General features: G+C 69.1%; 19 protein-coding genes. 15 read left to right on the top strand and 4 right to left on the bottom strand.

Going from position 1 to position 18,277, the window contains the following annotated elements:
* Positions 1–55 precede the first annotated feature (55 nt).
* Both B7495_RS07570 and B7495_RS07565 read left to right on the top strand, forming a co-directional pair.
* Entirely contained in the window at positions 56–2,557 is a 2,502-nt protein-coding gene (locus B7495_RS07570; protein WP_088456037.1) for an ATP-dependent DNA ligase, read from the top strand.
* Complete coding sequence (locus B7495_RS07565) at positions 2,554–3,426, top strand: DUF1295 domain-containing protein (RefSeq protein WP_088456036.1); 873 nt, start codon at positions 2,554–2,556, stop codon at positions 3,424–3,426. Before B7495_RS07570 ends, B7495_RS07565 begins: the two co-directional genes overlap by 4 nt.
* Here B7495_RS07565 and B7495_RS07560 read toward each other — a convergent pair.
* A complete protein-coding gene (locus B7495_RS07560; RefSeq protein ID WP_088456035.1) occupies positions 3,407–3,856 on the bottom strand; it encodes an NUDIX domain-containing protein in 450 nt (149 codons plus the stop codon). The two genes, B7495_RS07565 and B7495_RS07560, sit on opposite strands and share 20 nt — an antisense overlap.
* Positions 3,857–3,955: 99 nt before the next feature.
* On the opposite strand from B7495_RS07560, the gene deoC reads away from it, so the two are divergent.
* Positions 3,956–4,669: a deoxyribose-phosphate aldolase gene (deoC, locus tag B7495_RS07555; RefSeq protein WP_088456034.1), complete on the top strand. Its 714-nt coding sequence runs from the start codon at positions 3,956–3,958 to the stop codon at positions 4,667–4,669.
* A 187-nt stretch (positions 4,670–4,856) separates the two neighbouring features.
* Here deoC and B7495_RS07550 read toward each other — a convergent pair whose 3' ends face one another.
* Complete coding sequence (locus B7495_RS07550; RefSeq protein WP_088456033.1) at positions 4,857–5,384, bottom strand: adenine phosphoribosyltransferase; 528 nt, start codon at positions 5,382–5,384, stop codon at positions 4,857–4,859.
* 65 nt (positions 5,385–5,449) lie between these two features.
* On the bottom strand, positions 5,450–6,022 hold the full coding sequence (locus B7495_RS07545; RefSeq protein WP_166788875.1) for a MarR family winged helix-turn-helix transcriptional regulator: 573 nt from the start codon (positions 6,020–6,022) through the stop codon (positions 5,450–5,452).
* 82 nt (positions 6,023–6,104) lie between these two features.
* Here B7495_RS07545 and idi point away from each other — a divergent pair, with 82 nt between their 5' ends.
* The 8 genes from idi to B7495_RS07505 are packed head-to-tail and all read left to right on the top strand — an operon-like array spanning position 6,105 to position 12,260.
* Positions 6,105–6,686: an isopentenyl-diphosphate Delta-isomerase gene (gene idi, locus B7495_RS07540; protein WP_088456031.1), complete on the top strand. Its 582-nt coding sequence runs from the start codon at positions 6,105–6,107 to the stop codon at positions 6,684–6,686.
* On the top strand, positions 6,679–7,725 hold the full coding sequence (locus B7495_RS07535; protein ID WP_088456030.1) for a polyprenyl synthetase family protein: 1,047 nt from the start codon (positions 6,679–6,681) through the stop codon (positions 7,723–7,725). The genes idi and B7495_RS07535 overlap by 8 nt, the downstream gene beginning before the upstream one ends.
* The gene (locus B7495_RS07530) at positions 7,722–8,630 is read left to right on the top strand and encodes a squalene/phytoene synthase family protein (protein WP_088456029.1); all 909 of its coding nucleotides are present in this window, start codon (positions 7,722–7,724) and stop codon (positions 8,628–8,630) included. The genes B7495_RS07535 and B7495_RS07530 overlap by 4 nt, the downstream gene beginning before the upstream one ends.
* Positions 8,627–10,276, top strand: coding sequence for a phytoene desaturase family protein (gene crtI / locus B7495_RS07525; RefSeq protein WP_370028242.1), 1,650 nt, complete (start codon positions 8,627–8,629; stop codon positions 10,274–10,276). The genes B7495_RS07530 and crtI overlap by 4 nt, the downstream gene beginning before the upstream one ends.
* Positions 10,276–10,602: a lycopene cyclase domain-containing protein gene (locus B7495_RS07520; RefSeq protein WP_370028239.1), complete on the top strand. Its 327-nt coding sequence runs from the start codon at positions 10,276–10,278 to the stop codon at positions 10,600–10,602. Before crtI ends, B7495_RS07520 begins: the two co-directional genes overlap by 1 nt.
* A complete protein-coding gene (locus B7495_RS07515) occupies positions 10,599–10,949 on the top strand; it encodes a lycopene cyclase domain-containing protein (protein WP_088456027.1) in 351 nt (116 codons plus the stop codon). The genes B7495_RS07520 and B7495_RS07515 overlap by 4 nt, the downstream gene beginning before the upstream one ends.
* Positions 10,946–11,860 (top strand): prenyltransferase, encoded by a 915-nt coding sequence (locus B7495_RS07510; RefSeq protein ID WP_088456026.1) that lies wholly within the window; start codon positions 10,946–10,948, stop codon positions 11,858–11,860. The genes B7495_RS07515 and B7495_RS07510 overlap by 4 nt, the downstream gene beginning before the upstream one ends.
* Positions 11,861–11,891: 31 nt before the next feature.
* Entirely contained in the window at positions 11,892–12,260 is a 369-nt protein-coding gene (locus B7495_RS07505; protein WP_088456025.1) for an RNA-binding S4 domain-containing protein, read from the top strand.
* A gap of 27 nt (positions 12,261–12,287) precedes the next feature.
* On the opposite strand, the gene B7495_RS07500 is transcribed toward B7495_RS07505, so the two are convergent.
* Positions 12,288–13,760: a lipase maturation factor family protein gene (locus B7495_RS07500; RefSeq protein ID WP_088456024.1), complete on the bottom strand. Its 1,473-nt coding sequence runs from the start codon at positions 13,758–13,760 to the stop codon at positions 12,288–12,290.
* Positions 13,761–13,902: 142 nt separating this feature from the next.
* Between B7495_RS07500 and B7495_RS07495 the strand changes: the two genes are divergently transcribed.
* From B7495_RS07495 to B7495_RS07480, 4 genes are all read left to right on the top strand, one after another.
* Entirely contained in the window at positions 13,903–14,952 is a 1,050-nt protein-coding gene (locus B7495_RS07495; protein ID WP_240632442.1) for a LacI family DNA-binding transcriptional regulator, read from the top strand.
* A gap of 80 nt (positions 14,953–15,032) precedes the next feature.
* The gene (locus B7495_RS07490) at positions 15,033–16,355 is read left to right on the top strand and encodes an extracellular solute-binding protein (RefSeq protein ID WP_088457971.1); all 1,323 of its coding nucleotides are present in this window, start codon (positions 15,033–15,035) and stop codon (positions 16,353–16,355) included.
* Between the two features lie 5 nt (positions 16,356–16,360).
* Positions 16,361–17,332: a carbohydrate ABC transporter permease gene (locus tag B7495_RS07485; protein ID WP_088456022.1), complete on the top strand. Its 972-nt coding sequence runs from the start codon at positions 16,361–16,363 to the stop codon at positions 17,330–17,332.
* 110 nt (positions 17,333–17,442) lie between these two features.
* A complete protein-coding gene (locus B7495_RS07480; protein ID WP_205748735.1) occupies positions 17,443–18,276 on the top strand; it encodes a carbohydrate ABC transporter permease in 834 nt (277 codons plus the stop codon).
* The last annotated feature ends 1 nt before the right edge of the window (position 18,277 follow it).

Raw genomic sequence — 18,277 nt, 5'->3', positions numbered from 1 at the left:
CCCGTCCTATGGGGTGAGGCTAGACCGGCGGGCGGGCGTGGAGCAAGCTGGGCACATGGCAACTGGCGCGGGGGCTGCGGGGAATGGCGCTGTGAGCGCCGACGGCGCTCAGCGGGAGGTCGTGACGGTGGGCGGCCGACGGGTCACCCTCACCCATCTGGACAAGGTGATGTACCCGGAGACCGGCACCACCAAGGCCGACATCCTGGGCTACTACGCGGCGGTCGCGGATGCGCTCATCCGCCATTCGCGGGACCGGCCGGCGACCCGCAAGCGCTGGGTGCACGGCGTGGGCACGCCCCAGGAGCCCGGGCAGGTGTTCTTCCAGAAGAACCTGGCCGAGGGCACGCCGGACTGGGTGGAGCGCCGGGAACTCGCTCACAAGGCGCGCACCACCGTGTACCCGCTGGTGAACGACCTGGCCACCCTCACCTGGCTCGCCCAGATCGGCACCCTGGAGATCCACGTGCCGCAGTGGCGGTTCGACGTGGCGGGCGCCCCGGCCCGCCCCGACCGGCTGGTGCTGGACCTGGACCCCGGCGAGGGCGTCGGCCTCGCCGAGTGCGCGGAGGTGGCCCGGTGGGCCAGGGCCCTGCTGCTGGACATGGGCCTGGACACCCTGCCGGTGACCAGCGGGAGCAAGGGCATCCACCTGTATGCGGCGCTGGACGGCAGCCACACCTCGGAGCAGGTGGGCCAGGTGGCGCATGAACTCGCGCGGGCGTTGGAAGCGGACCATCCAGGAGAGGTGCTCAGCGCGATGACCCGGTCGCTGCGGGACGGGAAGGTCTTCGTGGACTGGAGCCAGAACAGCGCGAACAAGACCACCATCGCGCCGTACAGCCTGCGCGGACTGCTGCGGCCGCTGGTGGCGGCACCGCGAACCTGGCGGGAGCTGGAGTCGCCCGGACTGGAGCAGCTGGATTACCGGCAGGTGCTGAAACGACTGGAACGACGCCCCGACCTGCTGGGCCCAGTAGCGGACGCCATCGACGCGGGCGCCGGCTCGGCCTCACGGACCGACGAGGACCGCCTGCACCAGTACCGCAGCAAGCGCGACGCCCGGCGCACCCCTGAGCCCGTGCCGACGGCGACACCGCCGACGCCCTCCGGTGGTGGCGGGGCATCGTTTGTGATCCAGGAGCACCACGCCAGGGCCCTGCACTTCGACCTGCGCCTGGAACAGGGCGGCGTGCTGGTCTCGTGGGCGCTGCCCAAGGGCGTGCCGGCCGACCCCACCCACAACCACCTGGCCGTGCACACCGAGGATCACCCGCTGGAGTATCTCGAGTTCCAGGGTGATATTCCGGCGGGAGAGTACGGCGCCGGCACCATGTCGATCTGGGATTCCGGCACCTATTCGCTGCAGAAATGGCGGGACGATGAGGTAATCGTCACCCTGCACGGCAAACCGGACGGCGGTCTGGGCGGTGCCGAACACGAGTTCGCGCTCATCCGGACCGGCGGTGCGGGGTCGCGCAACTGGCTGATCCACCTGATGAAACCGAAACGATCGATCCCGGCCGGCTGGGGTCCTGCCGAGGCCCGATACTCCCCCATGCTCGCCAGGCTGGGCAGCCTGCGCGAGCTGTCTGCGGAGTCCGACTGGGCCTACGAGATGAAGTGGGATGGCATCCGGATGCTGGCCTACCTCGACGGCGGCGGGAAGGTGCGCTTCCTCACCCGGAACGGCAACGACGTCACGGCATCCTTCCCCGAGCTTGTGGACGACCTGCGAACGGCCGTGGGAACCGGCGGCGCCGTGCTCGACGGGGAGGTCGTGGCCCTTGACACCACAAACCGGCCCGACTTCTCACTGCTGCAGACCAGGCTCGGGCTCACCGATGAGGGTGATGTGCGCCGGGCGCAGCGGCGGGCCCCCGTGCACTATTTCGTCTTCGACCTGCTCGAGAACGACGGCGCTGCTCTGGTCGACCAGCCGTACGCGGAGCGCCGGGCGGCTTTGGAGGCCGGTGTGACGGCCACCGGAACCGTGCAGGTGCCGCCGTCCTTCTCCGGCGACGCCGCCACGGTGCTGGCCACCAGCCGGCAACTCGGCCTGGAGGGACTGATCGCCAAGGAGACCGGCAGTACCTACACGAGCGGACGCCGCACCGACCGGTGGGTGAAGATCAAACACGTCAGGGCACAGGAGGTCGTGATCGGCGGCTGGCGGCCCGGAAACGGGCACCGCGGCGACACCTTCGGCTCGCTTCTCGTGGGCGTGCCGACGGCCGGCGACACAGCCCGACTGCGGTACGCCGGGCGGATCGGCACCGGCTTCCGCGACCGCGACCTGACGAGCCTGCGCCGCCGGCTCGACGAGCTGCCCACGTCGGACACCCCGTTCGACGACGTTCCGTCGGAGGAGGCGTCCGACGCCGTGTGGGTGCGCCCGGTGCTCGTGGGCGAAGTGGACTTCGCCGGGTGGACACCGGCCGGCCGGCTGCGGCACCCGAGCTGGCGGGGCCTGCGCCCAGACAAAGCGCCCAGCGATGTGGTGCTCGACGAGGCGATGTCGGCGGACGCGGTGCCGGAGGGGACGGCGCCCCGATGACCGCCGCCGCATCCGCCCTGCTGGTGTGCCTGAGCCTGTGTGCGGCCGCCATCGCCACAACCTGGCTGCTGTCGGTTCTGACCCGGGAGTACTCCTGGGTGGACCGGGCCTGGTCGGTGCTGCCGCCGGTCTATCTGTGGGTGTTCGCCGTCGCCGGCGGGCTCACCGATCCCCGGCTGGTCGTCATGGCCGTGCTCGGCACACTGTGGGGCCTGCGACTGACCTTCAATTTCGCGCGGAAGGGCGGCTACCGGCCCGGCGGCGAGGACTATCGGTGGGCGGCGCTGGGGCGCCGGATGAGCCGGCGCCAGTTCGCCCTGTTCAACCTGGCGTTCATTTCCGGCTACCAGAACCTGTTGCTGCTGCTCATCACCCTGCCCGCGTGGATCGGGCTGCAGCACCCACAGACACCGTTCGGCGCCGCCGACCTGGTCGCCACCGTGCTGTTCCTCGCCTTCCTCGCCGGGGAGACCGTGGCCGATCAGCAGCAGTGGGACTTCCAACGCTCCCGCACCGTGCTCCGTGCGCGGGGCGGGGCCGACCCGGGGTTTCTGCGGAGCGGACTGTTCGGGTTCTCCAGGCATCCGAACTATTTCTGCGAGATCGCCCAGTGGTGGGTGATCGCCGGCTTCGGCGCCATCGCCGCCGGCACCTGGCTGCAGCCGGGTGCACTCGGCGCGGTGTTGCTGACCCTGCTCTTCGCGGGATCGACCGCCTTCACCGAGAGCATCTCGGTCTCCAGGCATCCCGGCTATCGGGCCTATCAGCGCGAGGTCTCCGCCCTCGTGCCGTGGCCGCCGCGCCGACCGGCGCCCGACTCGGTGGGCGCATCCGCCGGCGACGGCCCGGTCAGACCAGGCGGTCCCTGAGCGCGGGCCAGCTGGCCGCGAAACCCGGATGCAGCGGCAGCTGCTGCACCTCGGCCGGCGCCACCCAGCGCAGCGCGATGCTCTCGGTGTCGCTGATGATCGGGTCGAACGGTTCCAGCGCTCGGACGACCACCGTGGTGTACGACCAGAAGCCGAGGTCGACCACCGAACTGAAGCTCAGCCTGAGCAGGTGCGCGGGAACACCGGCCTCTTCACCGGCCTCCCGGATCGCGGCGTCGAGGGCGCTCTCGTTCTCGTGCCTGGCGCCGCCCGGGACTCCCCAGGTGTCGCCCTGATGGCTCCACAGGGCACGGTGCTGCAGAAGGACACCGAGGTCCGGATGGTGCACGAGCAGACCGGCCGCCCCGTACCGGCCCCAGAACCTGGCACCGTCGGGGCCGTAGACCCACGCATCACCGCTCCCGCTCATAACTCAAGCATGCCGCACCCGCCAGGGAACATCATCCGCTCGCCGGGTAAGATCGAGCCAGGCGGACACCTCGCCGCCCCTCCCAAAGGACCTACGAGCATGACCTCTTCCACACCCGCCCCCGCACTCGACGCCGCCGGCCTCGCCCGCTATATCGACCACACCCTGCTGAAGCCCGAGGCCACCCAGGCCGACGTGGCCGGCCTCATCGCCGAGGCCGTTGAGCTCGGCGTCTACTCGGTCTGCGTGTCGCCGTCGATGTTGCCGCTGACCCTTCCCGCGGATGCCGACCTCAAGGTCGCCGTGGTCTGCGGTTTCCCGAGCGGCAAGCACGCCAGCTCGATCAAGGCTGCCGAGGCCGCCCTGTCGGTGTCGCAGGGCACCGACGAGGTGGACATGGTCATCGACATCGGTGCGGCCAAGGCCAGCCGGTTCGATCTCGTCGAAGCCGACATCAGCGCCGTGCGCGCCGAGATCCCCGCACCCCTGATCCTCAAGGTGATCATCGAGTCCGCCGCCCTCACCGACGACGAGATCGTCGGCGTGTGCCGCGCGGCCGTGGCCGCCGGCGCCGATTTCGTCAAGACCTCGACAGGGTTCCACCCGGCCGGCGGCGCCACCGTGCACGCCGTGCGCCTGATGCGCGAAACCGTCGGCGATGCCCTCGGCGTCAAGGCCTCCGGCGGGGTGCGCAGCCACGCCGACGCCCTCGCCATGATCGAGGCCGGCGCGAGCCGTCTCGGCGTGTCCGGCAGCAAGGCCGTGCTCTCCGGCGCAGCCGTCGAGCCCTCGGCCAACCCCGCCGCCTACTAGCGGTACCCGGGCCTGACCCCGCCACGAGCGTCGTGGCGCGGGTTAGCCCCGGCGGCACGTGGCAATCGCGGCGGCCTGCGTTCTATCCCGGGCCGCCGGAAATACCACGTGCCGCGAGCAACAACCTGTGCCATCGGAGACGACCCGTGCCGAAGGAACCGTGCGACACGGGTCACAAAGCGCGCGGCTAGACCGAAACGATGGTGTGCACGGGTGCGTCGCCGATACGGCTACGCCCGTCGAGCTCGGCCAGTTCAAGCACCACGCCGACACCGATCGTCAGGTAGCCGGCCCGTTCGATGAGGCGCGCGGTGGCCGCGACGGTGCCGCCGGTGGCCAGCACGTCATCCACGATGAGCACCCGGGACCCGGCGGGCAGCTGCCCGACCTCCAGTTCGAGGCGTGCCGAGCCGTACTCCAGGTCGTACTCCTCCGTCAGCACCGTGCCGGGGAGCTTTCCGCCCTTGCGCACCGCGAGGACCGCGCACTGGGCGGCGTAACCGATCCCGGCCGCGAGCAGGAACCCGCGGGCCTCGATGCCGGCCACGGCGTCGAACTGGCCCCGGTAGCGCTCACTCAGGTCGTCGATGATCGCTCGGAAGGCCACGGCATCGGCAAAAACCGGGTTGAGGTCACGGAACAGGATCCCGGGTTGGGGGAAGTCCGGATACGAGGCGAGGAGGGTGTGCACGTGTTGGGCGGCGGGAATAATCACGTACTCAAGGGTACCGCCCGGCTTCCTAGCCCCTCGGCCACCGGCAGCCGCCGCAAACCCGCGAGTCAGGGTGCGGTGGGGGCGTCGGTGTCGGGCGCGGCCGAGTCGGCCGGCTCGTCCATCGCTCCGCTGAGCTCGTCGAGGAAACGCACCACGGCGAGCTGCTCCGGCGCGGTGAGCTTCTCGGCGGCGGCCAGCATCCGCTGGTGTGCCGCTCCCAGGGTTCGCCGCATCTCGTCGTGAGCGCGCCGGGTGGCGTGCAGCACCTGCGCACGCCGGTCGCTGGGGTGCGGCTCCCGGCGCAGCCGACCGGATGCCTCCAGCCGCGAGAGCAGCTTGGCCGTGGCTGCCGAGGTGATGCCGAGAACGGCACTGAGGTCCTTCGGGCCGATCGGCTCCGAGCGCTCCTCTGCCGCGATCAGGTGCCGTAGGGCGACCAGGTCGGAGTCGTTCATGTCCATGTCGGAGCGCGCCCGGATGCGCATCGCCACGTCGGCCGCGCGGAACCTGCGCACGGCGCGGAGCACGTCGACCGCGGTGACCGGCTCCGGGCCGGCACCGGCGGCGGCATCCGGGTACCAGTACGCGTCGGAACCGACTCGACTCGGCTCCGCGGCGGGTATGACGGCGGGAGGCATAGGCACCATGCTAGCCTCGAATATCGCTAACTCGGTTAGGTACTTTTTCGGGTATCTTGGCTGCACGAGAGGAAGTCCCGTGATGCACACAGCAGAACACACGATCGAATTCGACACCATCGAATCTCGGCACGCCGCCCCTGCCGACGATCTGGTTGTTCTGCTGAACGAGGAGGGTCGCGAGATCGGCACCGCCGCCAAGAGCAGCGTGCACGGCGCCGACACCTCCCTGCACCTGGCGTTCTCCTGCTACGTGTTCAACGCTCGCGGTGAGGTCCTGGTGACCCGGCGGGCACTGGCCAAGAAGACCTGGCCCGGCGTCTGGACCAACTCCTTCTGCGGCCACCCGGCCCCGGCCGAGACTCTCACCGACGCCGTGCACCGGCGCGCCGACTTCGAACTCGGCCTCGACATCGACCGCATCGACCTGGCCCTGCCCCTGTTCCGCTACCGCGCGACCGACAGCAGCGGCATCGTCGAGAACGAGGTGTGCCCGGTCTACCTGGCGCGGGCATCCGCGGATCCGGTGCCCAACCCCGACGAGGTCATGGAATTCACCTGGACCCAGCCCGAGACCCTGCGGCGCTCGGTGCTGGCCAGTCCGTTCGCTTTCAGTCCCTGGATGGTGTTGCAGATGCGCGAACTGGAGACCTTCCGTGCATGAGATCGCGACGCTGGGCGTCGAAACCGAACTGCACAGGTTTTTCGCCGCGGCCCGGTTGCGCGCCAGCGACTACGGCGACCACTACGTCGCGCTCTGGGATTCCCTGGACCAGGCCAGCCGCGGCGGCAAACGGGTCCGGCCCGCCCTGGTGCTGGCCGCCTACGACGGCTTCGGCGGCACCGACCGCACCCTGTCCACACCCGTCGCGGTGAGCTTCGAGCTCCTGCACACGGCGTTCCTTATCCACGACGACGTGATCGACCGCGACCTGTCCCGCCGCGGGATGGCCAACATCGCCGGCCGGTTCACCGAACGTGCCATCGCGCACGGTGCGGCAACCGGGCAGGCCGAGGCCTGGGCCGCCACAGCGGCCATCCTCGCCGGCGACCTGGCCCTGAGCGAGGCGCATCGCGCTCTGGCCCTGCTGCCGGTTCCCGCCGAACTGCGCGGCCGGCTGCTCGATCTGCTCGACCGGGCCGTGTTCGTCTCCGCAGCCGGCGAACTCGCGGATGTGACCAACACCGTCAGCCGGGACCCCCTCACGATCGACCAGGTCGTCACCACGCTCGAACACAAAACGGCGATCTACTCCTTCGAGGCTCCCCTGCAGGCCGGCGCGGTCCTGGCCGGCGCGCCGGAGGAGGCCATCGACGCCCTCGGCCGGTTCGGCCGCCTGATCGGTGTCGCCTTCCAGCTCACCGACGACCTGCTGGGCGTGTTCGGCGACCCCGCCAGGACCGGCAAGAGCGTTCTCGCGGACCTCCGCGAGGGCAAGCAGACCGCCCTGATCGCGCACGCCGGCGCCACCGACCGGTGGCCCCTGATCGCGCCGTTCCTGGGCAAGGACGACCTCACCGAGGCCGAGGCCGAACTGGTGCGCGGGCACCTCCGCGACTGCGGAGCCCCTGACACCGCGGATGCTCTCGCCCGGGAGTACGCCAGCCGTGCGGTTGAGGCTCTGCAGGGCCCGCTCATGCCCGACGAGCTGCGCGCCACCCTCACCCAGCTCGCCCTCAGCGCCGTGACGCGGCAGAAATGAGCCGCGACACGGCCGGTTCCCTGGTCGGCGCGGAGACTACGGGCCTGGACAGCTACAACGCCGCCGCGCTGGCCAGCGCGAATACGGTGATCGCCCAGTACTCCACCTCGTTCGGCCTGGCCGCCCGACTGCTCGCCCCGGCACGGCGCGACGAGGTGCGCAGCATCTACGCGCTCGTGCGCATCGCCGACGAGATTGTCGACGGCGCCGCCAGCGGGGCAGGCATCGACCTGGCCGGACAGCGCGAGCTGCTCGACGATCTCGAGCACGAAACCGAGCGCGCGATGGCGCGCGGCTTCAGCACCAACCTGGTGGTGCACGCGTTCGCCGTCACCGCCCGCCGGGTCGGCATCGACCCGGCCCTGACCCGCCCGTTCTTCTCCTCGATGCGTCGAGACCTCGACCCGGCCCCGTTCACCGAGGCGGGTGTCGCCGAGTACATCTACGGGTCCGCGGAGGTCGTCGGGCTGATGTGCCTGCGCAGCTTTCTGCGCGAGTCCCCCCGGACACCGCAGGAGCGGGCCGTCCTCGAACACGGTGCCCGCAGCCTCGGCGCCGCGTTCCAGAAGGTGAATTTTCTGCGCGATCTGGCCGCCGACCGGGATGCGCTGGGGCGCAACTACTTCCCGGGTATCGACCTCACCCGGCTCACCGAATCGCAGAAGAACCTGCTGCTGGACGACATGGATGCCGACCTCGACGCCGCCGCGCGGGTGCTGCCGCTCCTGCCTCCTGGCAGCCGCCGCGCCGTCACCGCCGCCCACCGGCTATTCGCCCGGTTGTCTGCGAAACTGCGGGAGACCCCCGCCCAGAGTTTGATGAGCACCCGCGTTCGGGTGCCGGATCCGGAGAAACTGATGATCGCCCTCTCGTCCTCGCTCGGCCCGCAGGCGTGGCGACGGTGAGCGGCCAGACCGGCCAGCCCCGCCCCGCCCCGACCAGAACAGCGCCGGCCACACACGCGCCGACCAGGACTGTGGTGATCGGGGGCGGCATCGCGGGCCTGGCCAGCGCGGCACTCCTGGCCAGGGAGGGCCACCAGGTCACCCTGCTGGAGGCCCACGACACGCTCGGCGGCCGGGCCGGCTTCTGGGAGGCCGAAGGTTTCCGCTTCGAGACCGGTCCGTCCTGGTACCTCATGCCGGAGGTGTTCGAGCACTTCTACCGGCTGATGGGCACGAGCGCGGCCGAGCAGTTGCAGCTGACCCGCCTCGACCCCGGCTATCGGGTGTTCTTCGAATCGGACACCGAGCCCGTGGATGTGCGCGCGGAGCGGGCCGACAACATCCGTCTGTTCGAGAGCCTCGAACCCGGTGCCGGCGCCCGCCTGGAGAAGTACCTGGCCAGCGCCAAGGAAACCTACGACATGGCCGTGGACAGGTTCCTGTACACGAGCTTCGCCTCGTTCAAGCCCCTGCTGGTGCAAGACGTGCTCTCCAGGATGGGCCGGCTCGGCCGCCTCCTGCTGCAGCCGCTGGACAAATTCGTTGCCGGCTACTTCCGCGACCCGCGCATCCGCCAGATCCTCGGCTACCCGGCTGTGTTCCTCGGCTCCTCGCCCGACCGGACCCCGTCGATGTACCACCTGATGAGCCACCTCGACCTGGCCGACGGTGTGCTCTACCCGCAGGGCGGCTTCAGCCGGCTCATCCAGAGCATCGTGGATCTGGCCCGAGCGGAGGGCGTCACCATCGAAACCGGTGCCACCGTGCAGGCCATCCGCAGCGGGCCCACCCCTGCCGGCCGGCGCGCCAAGGCCGCCGTCGAGGGTGTCACATACACCAACTCGGCCGGTGCGACGGTGCGACTGGATGCCGATCTGGTCGTCTCGGCCGCCGACCTGCACCACACCGAAACCGAGCTGGTCGAACCGGCCAAGCAGACCTACCCGGAGCGCTGGTGGCAGAAGCGCACCTCGGGCCCCGGCGCCGTGCTGGTGCTGCTCGGCGTGAGCGGCGAGCTGCCCAAGCTCGCTCATCACACCCTGTTCTTCACCGAGGACTGGGCCGACAATTTCGACCGCATCTTCGGCAAGGAGACCTCGGTGCCCAACCCGGCGTCGTTCTACGCCTGCCTGCCGAGCGCTACCGACCCCGGGGTGGCGCCCGACGGTGCCAGCAACATGTTCCTACTCATCCCGGTGCCCGCCGACACCGGCATCGGCCACGGTGGCATCGACGGCGCCGGTTCGGCCGGTGTCGAGGGCATCGCGGATGCCGCGATCGGCCAGCTGGCCGAGTGGGCCGGCATCCCCGACCTCGCCGAGCGCATCCTGGTGCGGCGCACCATCGGGCCGGCCGACTTCGCCGACGACCTCAACTCGTGGAAGGGCGGGGCGCTGGGACCGGCGCACACCCTCAAGCAGAGCGCGTTCTTCCGCGGCACCAATGTGTCCAAGCACATCGACGGCCTGTACTACGCCGGTGGCACCACCATCCCCGGCATCGGCCTGCCGATGTGCCTGATCAGCGCCGAGATTCTGCTCAAGCGGATTCGTGGGGACGTGAGCACCGGGCCGTTGCCCGAGCCCCTGGCCGCCGTTCTGCACTGATGCTGGGTTTCGCGTATCTGCTTGCGCTGCTGGTGTCGTTGACCGGGATGGTCGTGCTCGACCGCCGGTTCGGCCTGTTCTTCTGGCGGGCGCCCCGCGCCGCGGCCGTCGTGCTCGCGGCGGGGGTGGTGTTCTTCCTGGCCTGGGACCTGGTCGGTATCGGTACCGGCATCTTCTACCGCGGCGAGACCGTCTTCATGACCGGTCTGCAGGTGGCCCCCGAGCTGCCGATCGAAGAGGTCTTCTTCCTGACCTTCCTCTGCTACCTGTTCATGAATGCCCTGCAGGGCGCTCGGATGCTGCTGGAGCGGCGGCACCCCGCGTGAACTACCTGACGCTGAACACGATCTTCCTCGGCCTCGCGGTGCTGGCGGCTGCCGCGGCCCTGTGGCGGCGGCCGGCCTCCAGACGGCTCTACGCCGCATCCGGGCTCGCCCTGGTCGCTGTGCTCGTGCTCACCGCGGTCTTCGATAACATCATGATCGGGGTGGGGCTCGTCGCGTACGACCCGGCCCTGATCTCCGGAGTGTTCGTGGGAATCGCGCCAGTGGAAGACTTTGCGTATCCGGTGGCAGCGGCCCTGCTGCTTCCGGCCGTCTGGTCGCTGCTCGGCGGCGACACCCGGCCGCCCATACGCCGCCGGACCACCCCACGATCGGAGCAGGACGAATGACCGAGTCGATTCCCCCCACCGGCGCCGCGGCGGCCGGACTCGGCCACACCTTTCGGCAGGTGCTGCTGTCGTCCCGCCCGCTGAGCTGGATCAACACGGCCTTCCCGTTCGCCGCCGCCTACGTCGTCACGACGGGCCGCATCGACGCGCTGCTGGTGGTGGGGACCCTGTTTTTCCTGATTCCCTACAACCTGCTCATGTATGGCATCAACGACGTCTTCGACTACGAATCCGACCTGCGCAACCCCCGGAAGGGCGGCGTCGAGGGCGCCATGCTCGAACAGAGCCTGCACCGCACGGTGCTGATCTCGGGCGTCGCGACGGCGGTGCCGGTACTCCTGCTGATGCTCGTGCTCGCCGGCGCGAACCCCGGGTCCTGGCTGGTGCTGATGATCAGCCTCTTCGCAGTGGTCGCGTACTCGGCACCCCGGCTGCGCTTCAAGGAGCGGCCGGTGCTGGACTCGGTCACCTCGAGCATCCACTTCGTGAGCCCGGCAGTGTACGGGCTCGCCGTGGCGGGCGCCCTGGTCACGCCAGACCTCGTCGCGGTGCTGGCGGCGTTCTTCTTCTGGGGCATCGCCAGCCACGCCTTCGGTGCCGTGCAGGATGTCGAACCCGACCGGCAGGGCGGTATCAGCTCGATCGCGACGGCGTTCGGTGCCGCGCAGACCGTGCGCCTGGCCATCGGTTTCTGGCTGCTGGCCGGGGTGCTGATGCTGGTCACCGACTGGCCGGGGCCGCTCGCCGCACTGCTGGTGATCCCCTACGTTCTCGCCGCCTGGCCGTACCGGTCGATCAGCGACGCCGAGTCCGAACGGGCCAACAACGGCTGGAAACGGTTCCTGCGGCTGAATTTCTTCACGGGGTTCCTGGTGACCATGCTGCTCATCCTCTGGGTCGTGCTGCGCTGACCCTGAGCCCTGGCCCGCGTAGAGTCTAGGCATGGAGTTGAGCAGTGCACGGGTGGACAGCTGGGCCTGGGCGGTGCGGATGTACAAGACCCGCTCGCAGGCCACTGCAGCCTGCCGGGCCGGGCACGTTCGGGTGAACGGGGAACGGGCCAAGTCAGCCCAATCCATCAAGCCCGGCGACGAGGTGCGGATCCGGGCCAACGGCTTCGACAGGGTTCTCGTGGTGTCGCGGATCATCGTCAAGCGGGTGGGTCCGAGCGTGGCCGCCGAGTGCTTCGTGGACAACACACCGCCACCGCCACCACGCGAGGAGCTGGCCCTGGTGCCGATGCGCGACCGCGGCGCCGGCCGGCCCACTAAGCGTGAGCGCCGCGAGATCGAGGAGCTGCGCGGGCACTGAGCGGCCGGGCCGCCCAGCCAGGCCGTGTCACGACGCGCTGCCGTCCTCGGTGTCGGCCGGCAGCCGCACGGGCGGCACCAGGGTGCCCACCTCACTACGCACCCACCAGACGTGCTCGGCCCGGCGTTCGGCCGGCGTGCTGAACCTGTACAGGAACACCCGGGCACGCACGTAGCGCGGCGGCGCCGCGGCGAACGGATTGTGCGCGAGCATCCGCAGGGTGGCGCGGTCGCCCTGCAACAGCCGGGCCAGGAATACCTCGAACCACCGGGACTCGCGTGACCCGAGGGCCAGGAACCACATCAGCCAGTCCAGCCGCAGGTGGTACGGCGCGAACTGCCCTGGCACCCGGGCCACGTCACCGGGCTTGCCGCGGAACTCATAGGCCCGCCAGGCCGTGGGGTCCCGCGGGTCGGCGGAGTCGCTGCCCTCGACGACCACCTCGAACCGCTCCTTCGTGACGGTGCCGAACGCACCGTAGGCGTTCACCAGGTGGAACGGGTTGAAGCTCGCGTTCATGAGCTGCCGGCGGCGCAGCAGGTTGCGGGCCGGCCAGTAGCTGAGCACCAGCAGGCCGAGAGTCACGGCGAGCACCACGACCACGAACCAAGCCGGCTGCTCCCCCGCCGCGGCCGCCGACTCCGGCGCGTGCAGGGCCGGAACGAACAGCCCGCCGACCCACCGGAAGGCAGCGTCATCGACCGCCGCGGCGGCCAGCACGATGGTGATCCAGTTCAGCCAGGCGAAATTGCCGGTGAGCACCAACCACAGCTGGCTGAGCACGATGACGCCCGCCGCAACCGAGGCCACAGGCTGCGGAGCGAACAGCAGGAACGGTGCGATGAGCTGCACGGTGTGGTTGGCGAGCACCTCGCCGCGATGGAACCACCGGGGCAGGTGGTGCACGAACCAGCTCACCGGGTTGGGCATCGGCTGAGTCTCGTGGTGATAGAACAGCGCCGTGAGGTCACGCCAGTCCCGCCCGCCACGCAGTTTGATCATGCCGGCACCGAACTCCAGCCTGAACACCAGCCAGCGCAGGAAGTACAGGACGGGCAGCGGCGTGGCGACGTCGGCAGAGCCCAGGAACGCCACGACGAAACCGGCCTCGACCAGGAGACTCTCCCAGCCGAACCCGTAGAAGGTCTGCCCCACGTTCACGATCGACAGGTAGCCGGCGAAAAGCAGCAGGAACACGATCATCACCAGCCAGGCCGGGCCGAGCTGCGGCAGACCCAGCACAACGGCAGCGGCCAGGACGATCCCCGACCAGGCGACCAGGCGACAGAGCCGGTCGGAGTAGCGCCAGTGGAACAGGCTCGGGCTACGGCCGAACGGCACCCGCGCGACAAAATCGCGCACCGGCAGCAGCCCGTTGTCACCCAGGAGGGCCGGGAACTGGGCTGAGGCCGAGGCGAACGCGACCAGGAAGATGGCGGCGATCCCCCGTTGCAACACCTCACGTGCGATGTCGTAGTCCCCGGTTCCGAACCAGTCCATGGTGCAGTTCACCCTAGGCTCGGGCGGCCGCCGCCTCAATGTGAGAAGTGCTTGACTTCGCCGACTAAACCGGTATAGGTTTTCCCTAAACCGGTTCAGGCATCCGAGGATGCCGCCCGGTCGCCATCAACGAGGAGGCCCCGTGCAGTCCACCCAGGATTCGGTCAAGAGCTCCGCAAAGGTGACCATTGCCGATGTGGCCAGGGAGGCCGGGGTCAGCAAGGGCCTCGTCTCGTTCGCGCTCAACGACCGGCCCGGCGTCGCGGCCGACACGCGGGCCAGGATCCTCCAGGTGGCCGAAGCCCTCGGCTGGACACCGTCGCTGCGCGCCAGGTCGCTCTCGTCGAAGCGGTCTTTCGCGCTCGGCCTGGTTATCGCCCGTGACCCGGAGGTGCTCGGGTCTGACCCGTTCTTCACCTCCTTCATCGCCGGTGTCGAAACGGTTCTCGCCCCGGAGGGACTCGCGCTGGTGCTCAGCGTCGTGCCCGACGAGGAGACCGAGCTGCAGACCTACCGCACCCTGGTCTCGGACGGCCGTGTCGACGGGGTGTTCCTCAGCGACCTGCGCATCGACGATGCGCGCATCCAGTGCCTGGCCGACCTCGGGCTGCCCACGGTCACCCTCGGCCGGCCCGACCAGCCCAGCCCGTTCCCCGCCGTGTCGATCGACGACACCCACGGCATCGCGGAATCGGTGCGCCACCTGGCCGGTCTCGGCCACCGGCGCATCGCCCATGTCGCCGGCAGCCCCGCCATGCTGCACGGCAGCCGGCGGCAGGAGGCCTTCACCAGCGCCATGCGCGCGGCCGGTCTCGGGGACGGCCAGATCATGGAGACCGACTTCTCGATCGCCGCCGGCGCCGACGCCGCACGGCGGCTGCTCAGTCAGTCCGAACCGCCCACCGCCATCGTCTTCGCCAACGACCCGATGGCCATCGCCGGCATCGGGGTGGCCCAGGAACTCGGCATCAGGGTGCCGGAGGATGTGTCGATCACCGGGTTCGACGACATCGAATTCGCACGGTACGTGTACCCGGCACTCACCACCGTCGGCGCCACTCCCCTGGTCTGGGGCCGCGCGGCCGCCGCCACGCTCCTCGGGCTCATCCGCACCGGAAGCGCCGACGACGTCGACCTCCCCGCCGCCCGGCTGATCATCCGAAACTCGGCGTCCGTCCCTGCACCCCGCTAGTCGTCCCACCTGCACAGAGCCTTGTCAACTACACACCATGCCGCAGCAGAGCCGCTGCGGATTCATGAATGGAGAAGGAAATGCACAGCAGCACCACAAGACCGCACCGTAGTGCGCGAGCAACCCGGCGACTCTTGGCCGCCGCCGCCACCTCAGCGGCCATGATCGTCACCCTGGGCGCCTGTTCCAGCGGCGGCGACTCCGGTTCGGCCACGGAACGCGGCGACATCACCATCTGGTATTCGAACAACGAGAACGAAGTCAAATGGGGCAAGGCGATGGTCGACGCCTGGAACGCCGACAATCCCGACGAGCAGGTCAAGGCCCAGGAGATCCCGGCCGGCAAGAGCAGCGAGGAGGTCATCGGCGCCGCCATCACCGCCGGCAATGCCCCCTGCCTGATCTTCAACACCGCCCCGGTCGCGGTGCCGCAGTTCGTCAAGCAGGGCGGTCTGGTCGACCTCAGCAGCTTCGAGGACGGCGACTCCTACATCGAGGAACGCACCGGCGACCTGGCCGAGCAGTACGCGAGCGAGGACGGCAAGTTCTACCAGATGCCGTGGAAATCCAACCCGGTGATGTTGTTCTACAACAAGGACCTCTTCTCCGCGGCCGGGCTGGACCCGGAGAACCCCGAGCTGGCCACCTACGACGAGTTCCTGGCCACCGCGCGCACCCTGGTCTCCGCCGGCGTGTCGCAGTACGCCATCAACCCGTCGGCAACGAGCGAGTTCTTCCAGAGCTGGTTCGACTTCTACCCGGCCTACGGGAACGAGACCGGTGGTACCTTGTTCGTCGAAGACGGCGAAGCCACCTTCAACTCGGACGAGGGTGTCGCGGTCGGCGAATTCTGGAAGACCGTATACGCCGAGAACCTCGCCGGCAAGGAAAAGTACACAGGTGACTCGTTCGCGGACGGCGTGGCCGCCATGGCCAGCGCGGGACCGTGGGCGGTGTCCGTCTACAAGGATGTCGTGAACTGGGGCGCCGTTCCCTTCCCCACCAGCTCCGGCGTCGCCCCTGAGGACGCCTACACCTTCAGTGACGCGAAGAACGTCGGCATGTTCACGGCCTGCGAGAACCAGGCCACGGCCTGGGATGTGCTGAAATTCGCCACCAGCGAGGAGCAGGACGGCCAGCTGCTCGAGCTGACCGGCCAGATGCCGTTGCGCCAGGACCTCCCCGAGGTCTACCCGGACTACTTCGCGGCGAACCCGGCCTACGAGCAGTTCGGTGACCAGGCGTCACGCACGGTCGAGGTGCCGCAGGTGCCGAACTCCGTCGCCGCCTGGCAGGCCTTCCGGGATGCCTGGACGAAGACGGTCATCAGCGGTGAGGGCGACGTCACCGAGGCGTTCGACGCTGCGGCAGACAAGGTCAATGAACTGATCGCGGAGCCGTAAGTCTGATGTCCTCGACCGTCTCCTCCGGGAGCGTCACCCCGAACCCCGCCGCCAGGCCCGCACGGCCTGGCGGCGGGGGCCCCCGCCGGGGCCGTCGGCGCCAGCCGCTGGGAAGGAATCCCCTCGGGCTCCTGCTCAGCGCCCCCTACCTGCTCTTCGTGCTCCTGGTCTTCGCCTACCCGCTGGTCTTCGCCTTCTACATGTCGTTCCACGACTATTTCTTCGCCGCTCCCGGCGCCGTAGTGGACCGACCGTTCGTCGGGCTGGCGAATTTCCAGGAGGTGTTGACCGACCCGGCCATCATCCGCTCGTTCGGCAACGTCGCCATATTCCTGCTGATCAACGTGCCCCTCACCGTGGTGCTGTCACTGGTGCTCGCCACGGCGCTGAACAAGGTCGTGCATGCCCGTACGTTCTTGCGGGTGTCCTTCTACGTGCCGTACGTGACGGCCAGCGTCGCCGTCGTCGTCGTCTGGCTGTTCCTGTTCAACAGCAATGGCCTCGTCAACCAGATCCTCGGTCCGCTGGCGCCTGAACCGACCTGGCTGATCAACCCGCTCCTGGCGATGCCAACGATCGCCATCTTCGTCACCTGGAAGCAGATGGGTTTCTTCATCCTGCTCTACCTGGCCGCCCTGCAGAACGTCTCCGACGAGCTCTACGAGGCAGCGGCCACGGACGGTGCGGGCAAGATCCGCATGTTCTTCTCGATCACCGTGCCGGGCGTGCGGCCTGCGACCGTGCTGGTCCTGCTCCTGGCCACGGTCACCGGCGCGAACCTCTTCACGGAGCCGTACCTGCTCACCGGCGGCGGTGGCCCGAACGGGGCCTCGTCGTCGCCCGTACTGATCATGTACCAGCGTGGAATCGAACAGGGCGAGCCGGGAATTGCCGCCGCAATCGGGGTCATCCTCGTGATCGGCGTGCTCATCCTGGCATTCGCCCAACGCAAGCTGGCCGGAGGGGACGACTCATGAGCAACGCACAGAATCCGGCGGTCGCAGCGGACCTCGCCAAAGCAGACCACGCTAAGGCGAAAAACGTGCGTGCAGGAACCGGACGCCCCCGCGTCCGCAAGGTCGACGGCATGAGCCGGGGGCAGAACATCCTGCGGTACGTGGTCCTGTCCATCGGTGCCCTGCTGTTCCTGTTCCCGTTCTATTACATGGTGATCGGCTCCCTGCAGACAGCACCCGACCCGACCATCGCCGGGGCATTCCCCAACCCGGCGAACATCACCGGCCAGAACTACGTCGACATCAACAGCCGCATCAATCTGTTCCAGGGACTGGTCAACTCCGGGATCTTCGCCGGGGGCGTCATCCTGTGCACCGTCGTGTTCGGTGTGCTGGTCGGCTACGCCCTGGCGCAGCTGGAGTGGCGCGGACGCGGCGTCACCTTCGGGCTGATGCTGCTCGTGCAGGTGATTCCCTTCCAGCTGCTGATGATCCCGCTCTACGTGATGATCGCCAGGGACTACGGCCTGGCCGACACCTACGCGGGCATGATCCTTCCGTTCGCGATCAACTCGACGGCGGTACTCGTGTTCCGGCAGTATTTCTTGCAGGTGCCGAAGGCCCTCTTCGACGCCGCCCGGATCGACGGCGCCGGCGAGCTGAAGATCCTGTGGAGTATCGCGCTCCCGCTCGTGCGGCCGGCGCTGCTGACCGTGGTGCTGCTGACCTTCATCGGCCCGTGGAACGAATTCCTCTGGCCGTTCCTGATCACCAAGGAAGCCTCGCTGCAACCACTCGCGGTCTCGCTGGCAAACTACCTCACCAACATCGCGGGCACCGCGGCGAACCCGATCGGCGCCGTCCTCGCCGGCGCCTGCGTGCTGGCGGCCCCCATGGTCCTCCTCTTCATCATCTTCCAAGAGCACTTCGTCTCGAGCGACATCGGCTCGGGCGTGAAAGGTTAGT

It is taken from the genome of Cryobacterium sp. LW097 (assembly GCF_002205495.2).
In the GTDB taxonomy this organism is placed as follows: domain Bacteria; phylum Actinomycetota; class Actinomycetes; order Actinomycetales; family Microbacteriaceae; genus Cryobacterium; species Cryobacterium zongtaii.
The sequence above is the reverse complement of the archived record's forward strand: the minus strand, read 5'-3'. Positions and strand labels throughout refer to the sequence as shown.

Bases quoted from the DNA above. Each gene is read 5' to 3' on its own strand.
- B7495_RS07570 (WP_088456037.1), top strand. From the start codon at position 56: ATGGCAACTGGCGCGGGGGCTGCGGGGAATGGCGCTGTGAGCGCCGAC.
- B7495_RS07565 (WP_088456036.1), top strand. From the start codon at position 2,554: ATGACCGCCGCCGCATCCGCCCTGCTGGTGTGCCTGAGCCTGTGTGCG.
- B7495_RS07560 (WP_088456035.1), bottom strand. From the start codon at position 3,856: ATGAGCGGGAGCGGTGATGCGTGGGTCTACGGCCCCGACGGTGCCAGG.
- deoC (WP_088456034.1), top strand. From the start codon at position 3,956: ATGACCTCTTCCACACCCGCCCCCGCACTCGACGCCGCCGGCCTCGCC.
- B7495_RS07545 (WP_166788875.1), bottom strand. From the start codon at position 6,022: ATGCCTCCCGCCGTCATACCCGCCGCGGAGCCGAGTCGAGTCGGTTCC.
- idi (WP_088456031.1), top strand. From the start codon at position 6,105: ATGCACACAGCAGAACACACGATCGAATTCGACACCATCGAATCTCGG.
- B7495_RS07530 (WP_088456029.1), top strand. From the start codon at position 7,722: ATGAGCCGCGACACGGCCGGTTCCCTGGTCGGCGCGGAGACTACGGGC.
- B7495_RS07520 (WP_370028239.1), top strand. From the start codon at position 10,276: ATGCTGGGTTTCGCGTATCTGCTTGCGCTGCTGGTGTCGTTGACCGGG.
- B7495_RS07510 (WP_088456026.1), top strand. From the start codon at position 10,946: ATGACCGAGTCGATTCCCCCCACCGGCGCCGCGGCGGCCGGACTCGGC.
- B7495_RS07505 (WP_088456025.1), top strand. From the start codon at position 11,892: ATGGAGTTGAGCAGTGCACGGGTGGACAGCTGGGCCTGGGCGGTGCGG.
- B7495_RS07500 (WP_088456024.1), bottom strand. From the start codon at position 13,760: ATGGACTGGTTCGGAACCGGGGACTACGACATCGCACGTGAGGTGTTG.
- B7495_RS07490 (WP_088457971.1), top strand. From the start codon at position 15,033: ATGCACAGCAGCACCACAAGACCGCACCGTAGTGCGCGAGCAACCCGG.
- B7495_RS07485 (WP_088456022.1), top strand. From the start codon at position 16,361: ATGTCCTCGACCGTCTCCTCCGGGAGCGTCACCCCGAACCCCGCCGCC.
- B7495_RS07480 (WP_205748735.1), top strand. From the start codon at position 17,443: ATGAGCCGGGGGCAGAACATCCTGCGGTACGTGGTCCTGTCCATCGGT.